Raw genomic sequence first — 897 nt, 5'->3', positions numbered from 1 at the left:
GTACTGAGAGCGCGTTTTAAACTAGAAAGAAAAATCAAAACTCTCTCTGCTGAGAGTCGGCTTTCTGCCTGGATACTGACTCTTTCTCCCTTTGTTCTGTTTTTCGGCCTTAAATTCGTAAACCCAGAATACATAGAACCTTTGTATACCGACCCTAGAGGAATATCGATGGTCAGTATTGGGGTTATTTTGTTGGCTATTGGGGCGTTGTGGATAAGAAAAATAATAAATATCGAGATATAGATTATGGAATTCTTTGATTTAGATGTATGGAAGCAAGCACTCTCTGAGTTCGGGATCAGTAGCCAAGCCTTACTGTACGGGATGATCTTGCTGACCACTATGTTACTGACCCTCACGCTTGGTTTTCTTTTTGTAGGCACTCGCTCCCCGTTGGATAAAAAGCTAAAGCAGATATCCAGTGGTCGTCATACGAGTAGTCGAAAACCTTACGATTTTACCAATACGTTAGAGTCGTTAACGCCATTTATTGGACGAGGGAATAAAAAAGACAACGAAACTTACTCAGAAAAACTCATGCATGCCGGATACCATGAAAAAAGTGCGCTTTCTGTCTTTTATGCTTTCAAAGTACTGTCAGCCCTTGTCGGGTTTGTTTGTGCATTTATGGTGTTTTATTTAGCGATAGGGGGCAGTTACAACAACTTATTGATCGTGACTTGTATCTTTGTCGGTACGTTTTTACCCAATTTTATATTGAGTAAAATGCAAAAAGATAGACAGAGAAAGATCAAGAATGGTGTACCAGATGCTCTTGATCTGCTGGTGGTTTGTACAGAGTCCGGTCTTGGTTTTAATGCTGCGCTAGGACGAGTTGCTAACGAACTATACATTTCACAGCCCGAACTTGCCGATGAGTTGGATACTGTTTTTGCC

The 897-nt window shown here is 40.9% G+C and carries 1 protein-coding gene and 1 pseudogene; both read left to right on the top strand.

What is annotated here, in order from left to right; translation table 11 throughout:
- Positions 1 to 243 (top strand): annotated as a pseudogene (locus tag AB4496_RS27565) (type II secretion system F family protein); the annotation flags it as partial.
- Between the two features lie 3 nt (positions 244 to 246).
- The coding region (locus AB4496_RS27560; protein ID WP_372133167.1) for a type II secretion system F family protein at positions 247 to 897 on the top strand (651 nt) is incomplete at its 3' end.

It is taken from the genome of Vibrio sp. 10N.222.46.A1, from assembly GCF_041473595.1.
Classification (GTDB): domain Bacteria; phylum Pseudomonadota; class Gammaproteobacteria; order Enterobacterales; family Vibrionaceae; genus Vibrio; species Vibrio tasmaniensis_A.
The sequence above is the reverse complement of the archived record's forward strand: the minus strand, read 5'-3'. Positions and strand labels throughout refer to the sequence as shown.